The organism is Sulfobacillus thermotolerans (assembly GCF_039623705.1).
GTDB classification, from domain to species: domain Bacteria; phylum Bacillota; class Sulfobacillia; order Sulfobacillales; family Sulfobacillaceae; genus Sulfobacillus; species Sulfobacillus thermotolerans.
The window spans coordinates 905,554-922,672 of sequence record NZ_CP133983.1 but is presented as its reverse complement, the minus strand read 5'-3'; the positions used below and the strand labels follow the sequence as shown (position 1 = coordinate 922,672).

At 58.1% G+C, this 17,119-nt stretch carries 23 protein-coding genes; all 23 read right to left on the bottom strand.

Annotation, left to right across the window (positions count from 1 at the left end; genetic code table 11):
• Window positions 1–3: 3 nt before the first annotated feature.
• The gene (locus tag ORD20_RS04675; protein WP_158246091.1) at window positions 4–819 is read right to left on the bottom strand and encodes a type II secretion system F family protein; all 816 of its coding nucleotides are present in this window, start codon (window positions 817–819) and stop codon (window positions 4–6) included.
• Between the two features lie 16 nt (window positions 820–835).
• Window positions 836–1,678 (bottom strand): hypothetical protein, encoded by an 843-nt coding sequence (locus tag ORD20_RS04670; protein ID WP_103373795.1) that lies wholly within the window; start codon window positions 1,676–1,678, stop codon window positions 836–838.
• Window positions 1,675–2,979 (bottom strand): CpaF family protein, encoded by a 1,305-nt coding sequence (locus ORD20_RS04665; RefSeq protein ID WP_103373794.1) that lies wholly within the window; start codon window positions 2,977–2,979, stop codon window positions 1,675–1,677. Before ORD20_RS04665 ends, ORD20_RS04670 begins: the two co-directional genes overlap by 4 nt.
• Before the next feature lie 39 nt (window positions 2,980–3,018).
• Window positions 3,019–4,485: a MinD/ParA family ATP-binding protein gene (locus tag ORD20_RS04660; RefSeq protein ID WP_158246090.1), complete on the bottom strand. Its 1,467-nt coding sequence runs from the start codon at window positions 4,483–4,485 to the stop codon at window positions 3,019–3,021.
• Complete coding sequence (locus ORD20_RS04655) at window positions 4,473–5,141, bottom strand: hypothetical protein (protein ID WP_158246089.1); 669 nt, start codon at window positions 5,139–5,141, stop codon at window positions 4,473–4,475. Before ORD20_RS04655 ends, ORD20_RS04660 begins: the two co-directional genes overlap by 13 nt.
• The gene (locus tag ORD20_RS04650) at window positions 5,122–5,487 is read right to left on the bottom strand and encodes a hypothetical protein (protein WP_103373792.1); all 366 of its coding nucleotides are present in this window, start codon (window positions 5,485–5,487) and stop codon (window positions 5,122–5,124) included. The genes ORD20_RS04655 and ORD20_RS04650 overlap by 20 nt, the downstream gene beginning before the upstream one ends.
• Before the next feature lie 54 nt (window positions 5,488–5,541).
• Complete coding sequence (locus ORD20_RS04645; protein ID WP_430626549.1) at window positions 5,542–6,264, bottom strand: hypothetical protein; 723 nt, start codon at window positions 6,262–6,264, stop codon at window positions 5,542–5,544.
• 726 nt (window positions 6,265–6,990) lie between these two features.
• The gene (locus ORD20_RS04640) at window positions 6,991–7,656 is read right to left on the bottom strand and encodes an EAL domain-containing protein (RefSeq protein WP_158246088.1); all 666 of its coding nucleotides are present in this window, start codon (window positions 7,654–7,656) and stop codon (window positions 6,991–6,993) included.
• Window positions 7,657–7,900: 244 nt separating this feature from the next.
• Window positions 7,901–8,164 (bottom strand): DUF3850 domain-containing protein, encoded by a 264-nt coding sequence (locus tag ORD20_RS04635; RefSeq protein ID WP_103373788.1) that lies wholly within the window; start codon window positions 8,162–8,164, stop codon window positions 7,901–7,903.
• Window positions 8,148–9,215, bottom strand: coding sequence for a hypothetical protein (locus ORD20_RS04630; RefSeq protein ID WP_430626548.1), 1,068 nt, complete (start codon window positions 9,213–9,215; stop codon window positions 8,148–8,150). The genes ORD20_RS04635 and ORD20_RS04630 overlap by 17 nt, the downstream gene beginning before the upstream one ends.
• Window positions 9,206–9,373, bottom strand: a complete 168-nt coding sequence (locus tag ORD20_RS04625; protein WP_430626547.1) for a DUF2442 domain-containing protein — start codon at window positions 9,371–9,373, stop codon at window positions 9,206–9,208. The genes ORD20_RS04630 and ORD20_RS04625 overlap by 10 nt, the downstream gene beginning before the upstream one ends.
• Window positions 9,374–9,453: 80 nt before the next feature.
• The gene (locus tag ORD20_RS04620; protein ID WP_103373785.1) at window positions 9,454–9,648 is read right to left on the bottom strand and encodes a hypothetical protein; all 195 of its coding nucleotides are present in this window, start codon (window positions 9,646–9,648) and stop codon (window positions 9,454–9,456) included.
• A 184-nt stretch (window positions 9,649–9,832) separates the two neighbouring features.
• The gene (locus ORD20_RS04615) at window positions 9,833–10,042 is read right to left on the bottom strand and encodes a hypothetical protein (protein ID WP_103373784.1); all 210 of its coding nucleotides are present in this window, start codon (window positions 10,040–10,042) and stop codon (window positions 9,833–9,835) included.
• A 261-nt stretch (window positions 10,043–10,303) separates the two neighbouring features.
• A complete protein-coding gene (locus ORD20_RS04610; protein ID WP_103373783.1) occupies window positions 10,304–10,513 on the bottom strand; it encodes a hypothetical protein in 210 nt (69 codons plus the stop codon).
• Between the two features lie 632 nt (window positions 10,514–11,145).
• A complete protein-coding gene (locus tag ORD20_RS04605; protein ID WP_430626546.1) occupies window positions 11,146–12,717 on the bottom strand; it encodes an RNA-guided endonuclease TnpB family protein in 1,572 nt (523 codons plus the stop codon).
• The gene (locus ORD20_RS04600) at window positions 12,677–13,366 is read right to left on the bottom strand and encodes an IS607 family transposase (protein ID WP_103377028.1); all 690 of its coding nucleotides are present in this window, start codon (window positions 13,364–13,366) and stop codon (window positions 12,677–12,679) included. Before ORD20_RS04600 ends, ORD20_RS04605 begins: the two co-directional genes overlap by 41 nt.
• A gap of 103 nt (window positions 13,367–13,469) precedes the next feature.
• Complete coding sequence (locus ORD20_RS04595) at window positions 13,470–13,655, bottom strand: hypothetical protein (protein WP_103373767.1); 186 nt, start codon at window positions 13,653–13,655, stop codon at window positions 13,470–13,472.
• A gap of 85 nt (window positions 13,656–13,740) precedes the next feature.
• Window positions 13,741–14,121 (bottom strand): DUF805 domain-containing protein, encoded by a 381-nt coding sequence (locus ORD20_RS04590; protein ID WP_103373768.1) that lies wholly within the window; start codon window positions 14,119–14,121, stop codon window positions 13,741–13,743.
• A 219-nt stretch (window positions 14,122–14,340) separates the two neighbouring features.
• Window positions 14,341–14,886, bottom strand: coding sequence for a DUF6036 family nucleotidyltransferase (locus ORD20_RS04585; RefSeq protein WP_103373769.1), 546 nt, complete (start codon window positions 14,884–14,886; stop codon window positions 14,341–14,343).
• The gene (locus ORD20_RS04580) at window positions 14,873–15,463 is read right to left on the bottom strand and encodes a hypothetical protein (protein ID WP_103373770.1); all 591 of its coding nucleotides are present in this window, start codon (window positions 15,461–15,463) and stop codon (window positions 14,873–14,875) included. Before ORD20_RS04580 ends, ORD20_RS04585 begins: the two co-directional genes overlap by 14 nt.
• A 73-nt stretch (window positions 15,464–15,536) precedes the next feature.
• Entirely contained in the window at window positions 15,537–16,382 is an 846-nt protein-coding gene (locus tag ORD20_RS04575; protein WP_242968139.1) for a DNA adenine methylase, read from the bottom strand.
• The gene (locus tag ORD20_RS04570) at window positions 16,382–16,771 is read right to left on the bottom strand and encodes a hypothetical protein (protein WP_103373772.1); all 390 of its coding nucleotides are present in this window, start codon (window positions 16,769–16,771) and stop codon (window positions 16,382–16,384) included. The genes ORD20_RS04575 and ORD20_RS04570 overlap by 1 nt, the downstream gene beginning before the upstream one ends.
• A gap of 61 nt (window positions 16,772–16,832) precedes the next feature.
• On the bottom strand, window positions 16,833–17,090 hold the full coding sequence (locus ORD20_RS04565) for a hypothetical protein (protein WP_103373773.1): 258 nt from the start codon (window positions 17,088–17,090) through the stop codon (window positions 16,833–16,835).
• Between the last annotated feature and the right edge of the window lie 29 nt (window positions 17,091–17,119).

Sequence of the window (17,119 nt, the reverse complement as noted above, 5' to 3'; positions counted from 1 at the left end):
ACCCTACAACGACACCCCGGATAATCCGCTGACGGCCATCGCTAACATAAAGTAGAGGCCGGTTACTAGAGCCCCAAACGTCGCCATGATCGGAATGATGGACGCCACTTGGTCGACCGACTGCGATGTCGTTTCTTGTTCGCGGTCTTGGACGGCGACCAACATCACCATCAGCGGGGCTAGGGCTTCTCCCGACAAGCGCCGCCCCGCGACCGTGGACAGGGTGGCCGCCAACACGAGGGTTTCCATGCGTTGCGTATCCCGAGCCAAAGCCCCGAAAGCATCCCCGACCGACTCTCCCCGTTCCAACCGAAAGATCACCTTATCTAGTTCGCGTCCCAGAGGCCCGTCCACACGGTTTCGTGCCCGCTTGACGGCGTTGACCAACGGCAACCCCAAGTCCAGTAGAATTTGTAGGTGATGTAAAAAACTCGGTAATCCTGCGACCACGCGCCGTTGCCATCGGGTAAAGCGGCGCCGAATCAAATAATTGGGCACTAAGACCAGGGCTACCACCGCTAAGACGACCAAGATGATCAGCGGCACCCCTAGCAATATCAGTAGAAACCCGCCTCCCGCGACCGCCGTTAAAATAGTGGCAAAGAGCATTAGAGGCGTCGTCCCCATGACACTGGCTTTACGTCGGGTACTGTCCATCGTCACGCGGGTCCAGATGGCCATCAGTAGCGCCTTGCTCCACGCCTGCGATCCCCGCTGTGCCGTAAACCACGATAACGGACGGCGGCCAGGTAAACTCCATGCCACCCCGACAGCCAGCCCCACGGCCACGACCACGGCGAGGCTCAATCGAATGTCCACGATAGTCCCTCCTTCATCAGCGGACCGCATTCATCGCTTTGCGAACCGCCCGATCGAGCAGCCAGAATGCCCCCGCCGTCATGGCTGCTCCGACGCTGCCCATGACTAGGCCCACAACTGTCCCGTCCGAGTGGCGAGCCCCGGCTGAAAACGCGGGCCAGAACACCTGAATTCCGACCGAAATCACAATCATCCCGAATCCCAACCGCGTACTCCCACTGATTTTACCTAACCGCTTTTGTTCGGTTTGGAGACGACTGCCCCACATGGCAACGAGATCTTCTAAGAGTCGACTTGCCCGTGTGGTTTGCGTGCGAATTTGCACGAGAATATCGCCTAAGAGTTCAAGATCCGCTTGCCGCACGTCGCGCCCAATTTGCCGGATCATTTCCGTCCCGGCTCCAGTATGGCGCGTCTCGGCACGCAAACTTTGGGCGAGGATACTCTTGAGCGGCTCTTCGGCATTGTGCATCGCGTCGGTCAAAGCGCTCACCACGTTGTCACTAATCGGCAACAACAGCCGCAAGGAATTCGCTAAGGTATAGGCTTGCGTGTCTAACTTCGCCCGCCGTGTGGCGGCCATGCGGCGTAATATCACAACGGGCATGAGCCCGCCCATGGCGCCAAAGATTCCCGCTACTCCGATATTGTGCGTCGCCCCTAGCACCAGCAGCGCCACGATGACCCCAGCCCCAATCCGAAGGCCCACCAACAGGCGAGGGGCTAAAGACGGCCCAAGATCCCACGCTGGGTCGGGTTCCCGAGGCTTGGCCGCCGACGATGGGGTTCCCGTGGTGTACCATATCAAGGCTCCTAAGCCCCCCGCGCCCACCAGCCCTCCGATCAGCCCCGCAATCATTCTGCATCTCCTAGGTTCCCATAGAGCGCCATACGCCGGGCCAAGGTATCGGATAAGGCATTGCGAGGAAGCCAATCCGTGCCATCCCACTGCCACAGCGGGGCTATCGTCCCATCGTCGCGCACTTCCGCGATCTCAGTAACCCGCCGCGTCACACGCCCGTCTTCATTGGCGGGGCGGTTGATCTGGATGATGAGGTTCAAAGCATTTTTGACCTGCGCTTCCACAACTTCGTATGGCAACATCAGCCCGGAATTCATGAACATCGAATGAAACCGTTGAAACAAGAGTTCTGGGCGGTTGAGATGCACGGTAAAGAGCATCCCCCCCTGTTCCGTCGCCGCCGCCTCCAGGACATCCTTGGCTTCGATTCCCCGAACCTCTCCCACGATCAGGCGGTCCGGCGTCATGCGAAGAGCATTGACAAAAAGCGCGTGGATCGACACGTCCGGTTCGGCGCTATCGGGGTCAGACTTCTCGTGACCGACCAAGCTGACACAATCAGGGAACACATCTACCAGTTGCAATTCGTCAATATCCTCGATCGTGATCACCCGTTCCCACTGAGGGATGGCGGCTCTGGCAAACGCCCGTAAGACGGTAGTTTTTCCGGTGTTGGTCGGCCCCGCAATGACAATGTTGGCCTTACCACGAATGGCCCGAATGATGACATCCGCCATCTCGTCATTCATCATCGCGCGGTCAATCAAATCAGCTAAATCGAAGGCCGCTTGCTTGTTCCGTTTGCGAATGGTGATAATAGGCCCTCCATTGCCGCTGACGCTCTCATGAACCACGTTTATTCGCGCCCCGTTGCCCGGCCACATAATGGTTTGTAACGGATTCACCGGCTGATAGCGCGCGCCAGCTCGGTCGCATAGGAACTGGGCTAAATTGGACGCTTCGGCGGGGGAGACTAGGGGCGGCACGACCTCATACCGCCCGTCGCGTTGTACCCGCACACGGGTGTTGACGACGGTAATTTCCGTCACGCTGGGATCGTTCATCCACTGATCGATGGCTCCGGCTCCAATGAGACGACTTCGTAACTTCGCCGCGACCGCCGCACGAGTGGCGCTCGATGGAATTTTTAGCTGAGCGACCGCCTGCGCAATGGTGTCAGTGACGACTTCCGTCGCCACACTCTCCTTGTGGAGCATGATGTCCGGGTAATGAGCTTCGATCCAATCCCACGCCGCATTTTCGTAGGTGGCATAGGCGGTGTGGGACCCGTGACTATGATCCGCTCGCAAGGCCGCCGCCTTGCCGGGGCGATGCAAATATTGATTGATGTCACTCACGCATTTCTTCTCCTCTCCTGTTAAAGCCCACGCTAGCAGCTACCGTCGCTTTTGGGACGCGACCGGGCGACCGGTAGCCTCGACTAAAACCCGTTCCCATGGCACTTTGCGTCCCCACTCAATAGGATGGTGTTTCGCTAACGCTTGGTGCGCCGCTTGGGGCACCCACGGGAGTTCCGCCAGCAAGGGGATGCCCCCCAAGTGGAGATTCGCAATTTCCTTCGCACTCACGCCCCCTTTGGGGCTGCCGCGCCGGTTGACAATCAAGAGCATTTTTTCCGCAGGGAAGCCAAACCCATCGAGCAACTGATGCCGAACCCGGTCTGTCTCCAAAATGGCATCCTGCTCGGGGGTGGTCACCAGAATCAACACCCCATCGTGTTCTGCCCGCTTAATGGCGGTCTGGGCGGATTCATCAAGCGCCGGATCGGTATCGCACACCACGACCGGTTCCTCCTGGTTCATGGCCCACCCAATCAACAGGTCAGGAATGCCTAACGGGGGGAACGCAGGATGCAGTCGGTTGCGATGCGGTCCCGGCACCACCACCAGCCCGCGTCCCGCAGGCGGGAGCGCATCCATCCACTGGTCCACTAACCGACGCTCCATCTCGGGATCGTGTCCGCCAGGCTGAGACCGTGCCACTTCGATTTGATCAAACAAGATCCCTAAGTCCGGGAGGCCCTCGTCCGATCCCCAAAAGTGCAAAGCGAGGTTGGGTTTCAGGTAGTCGAGATCAAGCCCGACGGCCCCTCCGTACACCTGCGCCGCTGATTGCAACAAAGCCGCCGACACCGTGGTTTTGCCCACCCCGCCCTTACCTCCGACCACCACAATCAAGCGGGACGGGGGCAACACCACTCGCGTGCCGCTAGATCCCGGAGGCACCGCGCCTAATGCTGTCTGCGTGCGAGCGGCGGAAGATTGCGAATCCGCCCCACCACGAAGGCGACTCCAAAATCCCTTTTTACTGGGAGGCTGCGACGCCATCGCGTTGATGGTATCGGGATGTGGCATCGGATCGGCGGCCCCCTCCGTTAACGAAGTCGCTGGCCCTCGGCGTTTTATGGCGTGGGCTAACGGACCCCATAATCGGTGCCCAATATCAGTGTAATCATAGAGAATTTCGTTGTCCGGGGGCGTAACCTGTCCTTCAATCACGGTCGCCCATTGGGCCAACGCCGTACCTGCCAAGCTGCCAAGCCGTCCAGGGGTCCCATCGGGAGTCCCCTCGGCCAACAAAATGCACCGCGTGGGTGGCGTGCGCTGCTGCCCCACGGCGGCCCAGGTGTCAGCCCACGGGACTAATTCGGGGCAGGTGGTCGCTGCTAGAATGGTGACCGGCACGGTTTTGTAAGCGGACAATTGTACGGGTAGCTCTGCGGCCGTGTCAAGCGTTGTAACCCCCTGCACCGCCTCCCCCCCATTCTGTTGCACCCAAGCAGCCAGGTCTGCATTTGACTCCGCATCCACGGCGACAATCACTTGCCATGCTACTTTTTCCAAGCGGACCCCTCCTCCAAGCGCAGATGCGCCTGCCAACTTTGATAGCGCAGAATCGCCGTCTGCGTTTCCTTGTTCCACCGACGATCCTGAGCATCCAACGCCTCGGGCAAGACCCCCGCTGCGTTGGATGCCAACACGACGTAACGGCGCAAATTGCCACTGTAGGACTTCGATACCCCGTGCTCTCGCATGGCCACCAACCATTGAGCTAAGAGGGCATCAGCGGTGGCATCGCCCGTGGAGGTGGGCGACCGTTTGCCACGGGACTGTTTTGTGGGGGGCAATGAGACTTCCGCCATGGGGCCCGGTGTCGCATTCATGGCCTGCCACGTGACGTGGGCAGTCTCGGCCCACGTCACCAAGGTTTGAGGCCCCTCGCCAAGAACGTCTTGCCAGATTCCTTCGATCGTCGGATCATAGGGCACAGGATCACGCATTAACGATGCCAGTGGGTGCCAAAAACGTCGGGCGCTGACCACAAACTCATCCAACGATCCGATCACCACATCGCGAGTCAACCATTGGTCCCATATGCTCTCCCATAACGCCGTCCACCGCCAGCGACGGCCAAAAGTGCGCTGTTCTTCAAGGCTAGCGGGATGGTCATGCCATCGACGCCAACTAAGCCGCGCCGCATTAAACTCCGGTAACATCATTGCTGTTCCTCCTTGTGGCTTTGGATCCGTCCCCATTATCCTGCGCCTCATCCTGCGCCTCATCATGAGAGGTCAAGCCACTAAGCAATCCCTGCATGGTGTCGGCCCCCCACCCTCGCAGAGGCAGCGTTTGTCGTGCAGGAGCGGGCTCCAACACTCGGGATTCCAAAGCCCTGACCCGTTGCTCCAATTGGGCTATCCTGGTGTCTGTCGAGTTCTCCGTGTCCCTGTCTTGCCCCCGCCAGGCCTGCTTGATGCGTTGGGAGCGAGTGCCTAACGGCCATGCCACGATTTGTGCAATCAAATCCGCATCAGCGACCGGATTCAAATACAGAACAATGCGCATGACGCTCCGCCCTTCCTTGTTCGTGGTGAATACACGTGCCGCTCCGCATCAGAATTATGCGGAGCGGCACGATGAACGCCCAAATTTAGGAAACGATGGGGCTAGGGCTGAAAAATGGCGACGGCTATGCACACATGATGCACAGATTATCCACGCAAGGATACTCCGATGGGAAATCCGATTGCCTAGAGCGTGCCCTAATTCATGCATGGGTGCGTGGCGTCTCTGCCTTGCCGCCCTCGTCGTACCCCTATTGAGGCATCGCCAACAAGTATCCTTGCGCATTAGCTGAGATGCGGTCGGCGGCAAAACCGCCAGCAACGCGGCGACGCCTTGCGGCCAGACGGCGACCTGTGCGATGGTTAGGGTCTGGCCGTTCACGGTCACGATCCCAGCCCACGCTTCGGGAATTTCGCGACGGGCTTGGAGATACCATGCCAGCGGTACGCCCACGGCCAACCGTACTCGACCCGATGTCGCTAAGAGCCGTCCTACGGCGATCATCGTCAAGTCTCGGGTCAGCACATCGGCCGCTTTATCGCGACTGAACAAGCTCGCTGCATGGGGAGCCGCGTCCTGGCCCACTAAATAATGGTTGGCCTCATGCCCCGCCCATTGCACAACATCCGGCTTGACCGCGTCCAGTGTGCCCCATGTCTCGGCCCCCTCGACCACTGGGACAATGAGACTGGGACCAAGCAACCGTTGCCCGTGATCGGTCAAGGCTTTCACACATCCGTGGCCGCAGTCGACGGCGACACGATTTTCGCTCATCATCAGGGTGTCATACCCCTTTCCGCTTTCGAAAAAATAACTTGCCTCTCGGCAACACAAGTCGGGGAGATTCGGATTGGTGCACTTTTTCTTCATCGGATAATGGCGAGGCTACTTTCGACGGCGATGGGGGAGCCCAGTGAAATTTCCAAGCATTGTACGTCAACACGCGGCAATCGGCGGGACAGGCCTTTTGGGTCACACGATGGCCATCAGACATCCGATGTAGACTGATCCGTCCACCCATCGTGCCGCCGACGTGAACGACACCCCATTGCGGATGTCGGACCACACTGCCGCGTTTAAACCCTTCGCTGCTGGCCACCAGAGGGGTGACAGACGAGGGGGGTATCCGTCACATCTTCTGCCCCGCCACGGGCGGATGGCTCAGCGGTCTTCGAGTGTCCCCGGAGACAGTTGCCCGATCCGGTGACTAGACCAAGCTAGTCTTTCGTACCCTGAGGGCACCTTGCGCTAAACGGCTGGCGAAGCACGCTCTCACAAGCCTCCGGCTTTAACCGGAGGTACTTGACTGGTCAGAAATGCTGAGAAGTCATACTAGAGAAAAAATCTGCACCCCGCCCGAATGGCTCAGCGGGATGCAGATTTTAGGAGACTTTTTCCGGTCGTAGGCAAAACGATACCTCACGCCTGTTGCGCTACCTTGAATATAGCATTGAATGACAGCTAGCGCAACAGATTAGGCACAAGTTTATGCCTAATCTGTGTCTATCGGACCAGCGCCGGAACGCCGCACGCCCAGCCTTGACCATATCGAATTCCCAACTCTTTCGCTACTTCGACATGATCCACCGTTTCTAACCCTTCAGCGATCACCATAATGCCTTGTGCTGCGGCGTAGGCTTGTACCGCTTGAACCCATGCTCCAGCGCGCACTTCATGCATCGCCCGCTGGATCAGCGGCCAATCAAGCTTTAACCGTCGAATAGGCCATTGCGTCAGCCGGGTCGACGTGCCCGGGCCATCACCCCAATCATCGAGCGCCAGATCCCCGCCCACGCGGGTTAAGGCGGCAATATCTTCAGACCGCCAATGATCGACTTCTAAGAGTTCCCAGACCACGGGAGACAAATCGCGGGTAAACCGCCCCCACACATCAGGATAATGACCGATAGAGCGCACGACCCCCTGCGGGTGCAAATTGATGTGCCATATGCGTGGATCGTGTTGAACCCGACGGACACGCACGAGATGCTGGAGGATGGCGTATTCATAGCGAGCAATGAGGCCCAACTGCGTTGCAGCTTGCCACAACCTGACCGCACTGTCATCCCCACGCGCCCGGGCCAGCCACTCCACGGATATGACGTGGCCTGTAGCCAAATCGACAATAGGCTGTTGCCAAAACGCTAAACGCGACGTTACGAGAAACACACAATCGCCCCCTTCGAAAACACCCGCCCAGCAAAAGCCCATGCGGGAGAATGTCAGCGAGGTCGTAATTACAAAGCCATGCTGAGGATGTCATGGAGACACGATCAGCCTACGCAAATCATCTGCCAGAACGGTGGGATAGGCGGGGAGAGACATCCATCGACAGCGACTCCTTTCAGCAACGGCGTCCGGCCCAGCTTTTCGGGGCATAACACCGAGGAGCCCAGGACTCGGCTGAAGTCGGTCAATCCGCGTGCAGGCGCTGAATCGAGAGCGCCGCTACGTTTGGGGCCAGCCACTGGCCCTCCGGGTCCCGAAGCACATGGGTCACACGGACCGCGCACGTGCGGCCGATATAGGCAGGGATAGCGTTCGGCACATACTCGCAGAGACGCAAAACGTCCCCCACCGCAAAGGTGCGATCGATTTCCGTGCGCAGTTCGACCGTTTTAGCGCCCGTCAGAATCGGGTGAAAATATTCGGGCCAGATTTTAAGGATGTGAACCATGTGTACTATGCAGCACCTCCGAATAAGAGTGGCCGTCCGCTGTGTTCATAGGAAAACCGCATGGCGTGGATGAGGGGACGGGGATCGGATACAGGGTGTCCCAACCTGTTGCGTGAAGATGTGACACAGATGAGACACGGCAGCCAGAACAGACGGCGAGTCCGTGCCGATTGCACTGGAGACAAGCGTCCGGCGCCACTCGTTCCCAAATGGCACTGGGAATTTTTTGGAATCCCCCATTCCACCGAATGTCCCCGCGCCACACCATCCGCCATGAAGATGGCATGCGAACCGGCAGACCAGGAGCTCGGTCCAAGGGCCAGACAATCCATCGACTGGTCGGATCGGCACGAGCCACAAATTGCGCAGGCTCCACGGTTCCTTGAATCGTGTCCAACCAGAGGGGAAGCCACGGCGCGTCGGACACTAATTGGATTTGCCCATTCACCCACGGAATAAGGCCGGCCCCGGTCAATGTGTCTCCGCTGCGGCTGACAATGTTGGTCGCGTGGTGTTTCTGTAAAAACGTCAGGGCCGACGCGGGCCAAGCCGGACGAAAAACCCCACTCTGTCGGATGGTCAACGCCATTAAACCGAGCACAGGGGTCGTCAGAGCGACCAACATCCCGGTACGCCATCCCCGTGCGCCGCTCCGAGATGGGGGGACATGCGTCATCAATAGCATGAGCGTCCCAATCGCCATGTAGGGGACAAAACGTTGCGCAAATAACGCCGCCCCCGTCCCCCCAATCAACCATCCTTGACTGACCCAATCGTGTTGGCGTCGCAGGACGGGCCAGACACTACTCCACACGCCGAACAACCATCCAAAAACGAACACGCCCCGCCACGTGCGAGGATCGGGCGGCATCCACTCGATAATATGCGTCAAGATCAGAGGGGTCAGCACATGCCCCAAAAACCCTGCCGCACTGCCGACGCCTCCCACACGCGCCACGGTGCCGACAATCGCCAATCCTAGAGGCCCCGCGAGGGCTCGGCGGCGTTCAGGCATGCCCGCAAGCATCTCCCATGCCAATGCTATCGGCACCAGCACCACCCCCACACTAATTTACCCTGAGCTCTTTGTTCAGGCGTGGCGTTGCGGAGGCGTGGAAAATCCGTCAAGGGAAAGGCTAATTCGCCTCCGTTAGTTAGAGCAAAAACAACCCTATCCTCTTCAAATCGAATCGCCGTGGCTTTAGGCATCCGTGGCCTTGGTTCCTAAAGCTCCGCCCTTTAGAGCAGGCTAGTTGACAACGGATCTATGACACGGGCCGCAACAATCATCAATCCCCTGACCAATACCCGCCACTCTTCTGATCCCACGAGGCTTCATACACCGGCTCCGGGTGAAGCAACGTCCCCCCTGGGTATTCGTGATTTAAGCACATCTGTACCGACGCCCCTGCGGGCACCGTCAGGAGCGCAGCTGTCCCGTCCGCCTGTTGCACCGTGTACACTCGATAGCCGATACTCCTCATGATGGAGTCCCCCTTGTGATCAAGTTGTTACGACACAACAAACGGCTCGCGCTGGGCGATCCAACGCGAGCCACAACGGTCCGACAGAGTAGCACAAACACGTGACCTGAGACCTAGTCGGCACCAACATCAGGAGCCTTATCTTATGTGCTGTGGTCATACGGCATCCGCCTGCGCAACGCAGTCATTCGAGAAAGGCATACGACGCCGTTTGACGAAACGCCTGCACAAACTGTGCCTTATCATCCACACTGAACCGGATGGCGCAGATCTGTTCTTTGGGATCGCCGGGAAACGTCTCAATATTGCGCCCGCCACATTGGGCCACATCCGCCACGTAATGGTCTAAATTTCGACCGTCTTCACAGCCCCGAAAATAGTACAGTAGTGTCACGATCTTTGGCCCCCTTTTACGAACCACAGCCGCCGCCCGCGCTTGGCTACCGGAAATTCCTGTGAGGTGACATGCTGCGGCAGATAACCGCACAGAGTATCGTCTATAGTGGACAGATGGCTCATGACGTTACCATTCTTTCTGAAGCTGAATGTCTTTGACAGCGCTGGGCAGTCACATCACGGCAAATTCAACACCCTACGGCGTGCCGATCACGTCCAGCAAAATCCAGCGGTTCATCGTCGCCCGCTATCGTGTGCCTCAAGGCTCAGCACCTGGCGAACATGATATAATCTCGATCTCGCGTTCTGGATAACGCACCGAAAAATGGCTCGTTCCGCCATCTAAATCTCGGATGTATTCGACCACCCAATTTAATTGCATATCCCGTTGCATCCGTGTGATGGTTCCGGTAGTTTCGCGCTGAACACGCTTGCCCACAAAGTGAGCGCGTAGTTCGTTGTCTGTCATGCTCATTCGTCCTTTCTCTATATGTGGCCTCACACTCTATGGGGCCGGACACGAATACCCGCATCCTGGTGTGCTGCAACCTTGCCAAGCATCCCCAGTAGTTGGGTCGGTAAACAGCATCAATTCGCTATAGCAGTTTGGGCACATGATGTATCACCCCCTTTGTCTACCGCAAAAGCGCGGATCGGCTGTCTCTGACGATCCGCGCTTCGTAAGGTCATTCTGCACCTGCACCTAACGCCTGTTCTATGTCCAATTCGGATAGACTTAGTGGTATCAGCAGCTGCCCAATTCTTGGGACAAATATGGACAACCGCTATTCACGGCAGCCCCTTTCCGGAGGATCCTCGTGTGGAGGAAGAGCGGCTTACGAAGCGACTATCCGCTCCATCCCGGTTACTCCGGCCATTTCTAGCCGGTTGCAGGGTAGAGCCATCGATGCTGTGAGGTACGAAGCCTCTGCTTCTACACCGATGGCCCTGCCGGGGGAGAACCACTGGCCTCCCCGCCGTTTCCGGCATCCCCAGGCCGCTGATGACCGCTTGCCGCCTGTTTGGTGGTTAGCCGGTGCCCTTCTGGGCATCCCCCAAGGGGAAAACGGACCTCCCGATTCTCTGGTATCCGAACAGGGACTATGCCACTGTCCGGTTCGGGCCGGTTTTCGTCGCTTTTACGTTCCGGTTCTTCCGGCGAGTCGTGACCTTGCCCTGGGCCTCCCGGATCTGCTGCTCATGCCGCAATGTGGCGATGGAGGGGAAGATCTTGAGCCATTTCTTGCGCAGGTTCAAGGCCCCCACTAGGTCGGCATTGCCGCCCCAGCCACAGGCGTAGCAGCGGAACACGTCCTTGCCCCGGCGGTGATGGCGGGTGGCTTCGCAGAACCGGGCTCCGAGATGGCCGCAGCGAGGGCATGCCTGACTGGTGAACTGGGCATCCCGAGTCACGACCAGGATCCCTTCGTGCAGAGCCATGTGCCGAACCCAGCGCATGATCTTCCCCCGCATCCAGTAGGATCGGCGGAGGTTCTGCCGCTTCATCCAGCCGGTGCGCTTGGGGTTTTTCATGCGGGACAGGGCCTCAAATACGATGACCCGGCTGCCGTGCCGTTTGGCGAAATCGACGATCTGGCGGGCGACCTGGTGGGCGATGGCGTCCTCTCTGTGCTTGAGATGCTCCCAGATCCGGTGATTCGCCTGGCGCTTGGGTCGCCCCCCCGTCTTCCGTTGCCGGACGGCGATGGCCTGGAGCCTGCGGAACCTCCGCTGCTCGTGCGGCCGTCCGGGAACGAAGAGAGTGCCTTTCACTTTCGCGCCATGAAACGCCACTGCTACGGCCAGGTTGTTCACGCCCAGATCCACCGTGGTCACCGGCAGATCGGGATTTTCCGCCAGCTGGTCTTTCGCCCGTTTGACGCGGATCGGGGTGGCCAGGGGCACGTGGAATCGCCAGCGTTTGCCATCATGAAAGAGGGTACCCGACTCCATGACGGGAATGCCGTCCTGTTGCCTCCCCTCGGTGGCCAGCAAGGTTTGGGCTTCCTCGTCCCGGCCAGCCTTCTTGATCATCCGCGCCTCGGCCCGCACCGCGTCCAGCCGGGCCTGCTCCGTTTCAGCTATCGCCAGCATGGTGCGCTGGTAGGGAGCGATGGCGACCGGGTACCCCTCGAATCGCCAAGATTGACCATCCCAAACTTTCACCCGCAGGAAGGAACGGGTTTCTTCTCGCACCAGAAGGCCCATGCCCTGGTAGAGCGTGACGGGCATCGAGCGGACAGTGGGGATGGCAGGAGCCTTCCCACGACGGTGTTCGGGCAGGGATTCCCAACGTTTGCGGTTGGCGCGATAGCTCTTCGCGATGCCGATGGCGCGGTTGATCGCCGCGCGGCGGAACACCACCGGAGCATCCTCCGCACCAGGAACATTGGAGAGAGGATAAGAAGGATGGGTATGGGCCGGAGTGGATACCGTGACAAATTCCAGCCGGGTAAGGATGTCTTTGCTGGTAGGGGCACGTTCGGAAAGGATTTCGCCGGTTGCGGGATCTACCTTGACCACCGTGTCCCAGAATAAGGGGGTGGTCAGCAGGATGTTCAGGTAGAACTGAACCATTTGGGAAAACAGGGCCTCCGTCGACTCCAAAGCCTCCAGTTTGCCGGGATTGGCGTCAAGGAGCGGCAGAATCAGGGTCTTCATGGCTATGGCCAAAGGGGGATTCACCGCCTTTCTCGTGGTGCTCTTGAATGGTATCCGTGATTTTCTTCCGGAACCCCTTGCTCCGTCTACCGTAGAGCCGGGCGGAGAACACCGTCAGGATGGTGATGAGATCACGGGTCAGTTCTTCCTCGAAGGATGCCGGAGGCATATCCCGCGCGGTTTCCACCCGGACGTCAAAGGCCCGGAGATATTCGGTCAGGTAGCGATAGCCAAAGCGCGCCAACCGATCCGGGAATTCAATAAGGAGCACATCAAAGCCCCGTTTTTCAGCTAGGTGCAGGACGCGCCAAAGACCACGCCGTTTGTCATTGATGCCGGATGCCTGCTCCGCCACCACCAACACCGGATCATAGCCGCGTTTTTGGGCCTCTTCCAGGAGCCTTTCTTTTTGGCGCTCCAGGTTTCCGTCACGCGACTGCTTTGCAGAGGACACACGCGCATAGACGACACATCGGGTACCGAATCCCACCTGGCGTTTGGTGAGAAGCCGCATGATTTGGTCGGAACGATAACGGCGATACCCCGTAGGAGTTCGCTCTGACTGGATCGTTTTCGCCAGTTCCCATCGCCGCAAGGTCTTAGGCGTAACGCCTAGAATCTTTGCCGCCTTGCCAATGGATAAGTATTCTTCCATGTCCATAGTTTACCACCCAAAGGCATAGAAAGGCAAGGGTTGTTGCAGGTCGTGCACGTAGCCCCCGCGCTATATGTGTGTCGGCTGAATCATCGGTCCGGAGTCTCCCCTATGATTTCTTCGCCCATTGTGCCAATAATTCAGCCCAGCGATCATCCTCGACCAAAAAGAGATCAACGGGGCCGCTGGCCGAAGCCACATTCACCAACAACTGGCCGAGCCGCCAGTCAGGATGGCGGTGCCAAATCTCGGCCATGAGAGCTAACATCGGGGCAATTCGGGCGGGATCACGCATGTTATCGGTCTCTTTCTTGTTGTCGCCTTGCTAAAAGAAACCAGCTGTCCGTGATCGCGGACGACTGGTCCACAGTGGCATCGCGCTAAAACGGCGTAGCTGAACTACTCCTCACATCAGGGACGGTCGGCGCCACTGATCCGAAACGGTTGCTTCCCAGATCACTCGGCAATACGAAGAATACCAATAAGACGATAGCTCCGACAAGCGGGATCAGGCTCATCAGCAACCACCATCCCGAGTGCCCTGTGTCATGCAGTCGGCGAATTTGCACAGCAAGACTCGGCAACAATACAGCTAAGCCGTATACCCACGTTAATATCACGAGCTCGTGTGCTAGAGACGCTAGAAGATACAAGACAATCACCGCCAGAACATTAAACAACTCAAACATCCAGTATTCGGTCCGCGATGCGCGGCCATCGAATCCGAGATAATTTCTCCAGACGCCGAGATACCATTGCATGGCAATGCCCCCTCTGAATTTCTGCGTGATGCCGTTCGTCAAGGCATCACAAAAGGTCACGATTCTGTGCCGTGGGCTAAGACTTAGGTTTTGCGACGGTGCTGGGCCTTACGGCGTAATTTTTTCGAGCATCGTCCATCAGAGCGACAGCAGGGGACCCCGGATCGGCCCCAACTTAGGTATTGGGAGCCGTTGGGGCGTCGGCTTCTGGCGCTACTGTCACAATTTTAACGTCGAAGGCCATCTCAGCGCGTCGACTAAATCGTTCCATGCACTACGAGGATTGGCGGGATTGCCGATGTAGTCATTGAGGCCGTCTTTCACATACTCATACAACTGGTTTGGATTCAAGTTCTGCGCCACGGCAATTGCATCCGCCGAATCGTGCTGTTGCCATCGACCCAACTTACTCACAATCCAATCATAGGGGCTCAGCCATCCTACGGTTAAATGGCGAAATTGCCATGAACTCCAGTGGATTCGCGATTCCCAATCTTGTTGTAACCACGCCACCGATCCCGCTCGAAAGGAAATATCCAGATTGTCCGCCTCTTGGATCAAACGGTCGGGTACGACAGTACTTTCCAATAGAATCGCATCAATATCATGGGTGGTATCACGGGCCATCACATGATAAAACGCCAAGGCCACTCCACCCAGCAGAACAAGCACGGCATGACCGTCGCGAGGCCACTGAGCGGATTCATCCCATTGCTGTAAAGCGCGATACACTGCGCTGTCATCGCGAAGATTAAAATTTCCCACAATGATCTCCTTTCCACAACAACGGGCGACAGTCGAGAGTGCCCACCCCCTGGGGAATAGTGGCCAATCCTTGACTCGCGGCTTCGATCACACGCCGCAGGAATAAGACCCGACGGTCCAGCCGAATCCTGTCTCGAATCGGCAACGCATGAATCGCATCGAGCTTACGCCAGAAATCCGGCGGCCAGACATCCAGCATGACAAAGGACTGAATCGCCCAGGTCACGGGATTTGAGTAGGTGCCCCAACTCAGCGCCCGCCAAAACCACACGCCTTCCCGTATGGCCATGGCTTGGGGATCGTCCCGGCTCGTTACGGGAACAGCGGCCAACGTTTCCTGAATCACGTCGGGATCGCTAAACAACCACCACGGCCCCTGCCACACGGCCACTCGTGGATAGTGCTGGCCTAATTGGAGCAACGCCATCCATTCGTCGGTGGTTCCCAACAATGGATCGCTCCACCGTTCTTGATGCGTGACCGTGGTAATTTCTTGCCCCATGATCTGACGTAGCCCGGCCAAGGACCATCGGATCGGGAAGTCGTCATGGTGGCGGGTCATGGGTGGTACTTTCACGAATCAACCCTCCCGACAATACGCGAGTATTTGATTGACATTATAGCACCACACACTGGACTGGCATCTGGTTCTAAAACCATGCCAATTGGCGATTGGCATGGGCCCACGCGGACGGGGACCACCAGAGACATTCCGTGCGATAATCCTGAGCCGCTAGTCTCCCCCGCGCTAAACCCGTGGCCTCCGTGCGGCCTTTGACCCCCACGGGGAGGCGATAGGTTTCTTGATGCCATCCCGCATCGACTAACGCTAAAGTCGTCGGATGTTCATACCCTGATAGCACCACCATACTGCGCATCTGAAGAACGGTATTTACCAAGTGAGTTTGATCGGCCAAGGTCCACGCCATTCCATAATCGCCATCCGTTCCCACATACGGAGGATCCAAATAACACACGGTATCAACCCGATCGTACCGTGTGGCAACGTCACTCCAATCCCCAGATTCTAAGGCGACACCTCGTAGACGGTCAGCGACCACGGGAAGCCGATGCAATAGGCGGTCCACGCGGCTTTGAATGTCAGACGCCATGCCCCCACCCCAACTGCTCGAATCGGGTTTGCCGCCAAACCCCTGGGTTAAACGAATGAGAAATCGAGCGGCTTGTTCGACCGTATCCCCTATAGGCGCAGAGTCTTTGGCCCGACGCCACTCAGCCCGACTAATCGGCGTCCACCGCAATCGGCGCACGAGATGCCTCATCGTCACGGGATCTTGGAGGCACCGATAGACGGCAATAATATCCCCATTGGCATCATTGAGCACTTCGATGGGGCTTCGGGCCTTCGCCAAAAACACCGCCGCCGTCCCTGCAAACGGCTCCACGTAGGCTCGGTGTGATGGCAGTCGGGAGGCGATTCCTGCTGCCAATCGAGCTTTGCCTCCTTGCCAGGGCCATAATACCGGCGGAGCCATCACTGCACCATCTCCTGACGGGCCGCCAAGAACATACGAGCTTCCCGTCGGTGCAGGAGCTTCGCGCGTTCTTCCGGGGGCCCTACCACGTGATTCCCCCGCCACTCATTGTGTTGGGTGACCAAGGCATCCCACCACGCCAGTCGCCAATACGTCAGAATTCGCCACGCTGTGGGCGTAGGGATCGCAATCGCGACGCCATCGGAGCAGACACGCCATGCCCACAAGCCTCGATAGTGGCCCCAAAACACGGCATAATCCCACGCATCTTCTACCCCTAACGTGGGAAAGCGTTCCCGCCACCGAATCATGGCGTGGCGCGTCCATTCGACCCGCCGTCGCCCCGGCAAGGCGCCCCGACGACGGGGTGTAGTGCGGCGCTGGGCCATGCTTCTCATCTCCTTTATGTGATCGAATTGCTATCATCAAAGTGCGGCCGATAAGGCAACGCTAGTTGGCCAGAATCTGCACGCGGATCGATACCGGACGCCGTGCAGTAGGGCGTTCGTCAAGCCATTCATAAACGTGAGCTGGACGGGTGGTAATGGCTGAGAAATCCGCGTCATCACCTGCCCAACGGCGCACTAAATCCTCCACAAATACCCGGGGCGACGTAGCCGGGGCCAGAGGATCGGACCCCCGGGCCACGCAGTGCGTGGCTTCCCCAGCCGTTAGAGCCAGACTATGCACTTCCCAATCTGCAATCATGATCTCCTCTCCTTTGCAGGATTTTCGGG